Origin of the sequence: Nocardia abscessus (genome assembly GCF_015477775.1) — a bacterium.
Classification (GTDB): Bacteria; Actinomycetota; Actinomycetes; order Mycobacteriales; family Mycobacteriaceae; genus Nocardia; species Nocardia abscessus_A.
The window spans coordinates 1-258 of the sequence record NZ_JADLQO010000082.1; the positions used below are offsets into that span (position 1 = coordinate 1).

Annotated in this window: 1 pseudogene; it reads right to left on the reverse strand. The window is 70.9% G+C overall.

The features are described from left to right. Nucleotides 1-258 (reverse strand): annotated as a pseudogene (locus tag IU450_RS41550) (IS3 family transposase); the annotation flags it as partial.

Here is a 258-nt window from a genome sequence, read left to right on the forward strand (position 1 = left end):
GCGCCGGGAGAACGCATCGAGCACGACCGCGCAGTACACCCAGCCCTCGCTGGTGCGGTGCTGAGTCACGTCCATGCACCACAGCCGGTCCGGGCCCTCGGCGGCGAAGCGGCGGTTGACCAGGTCCAGGGGCGGACTGGCCTGCGGATCTCGCGTGGTGCAGCCTCGGCGGCGGCGGAAAATTCCGGCCAGCTCAGCGCTGCGCATCAGCCGGGCCACACGTTTGCGACCCACTCGAATCCGCTGACCGAGCCGCAG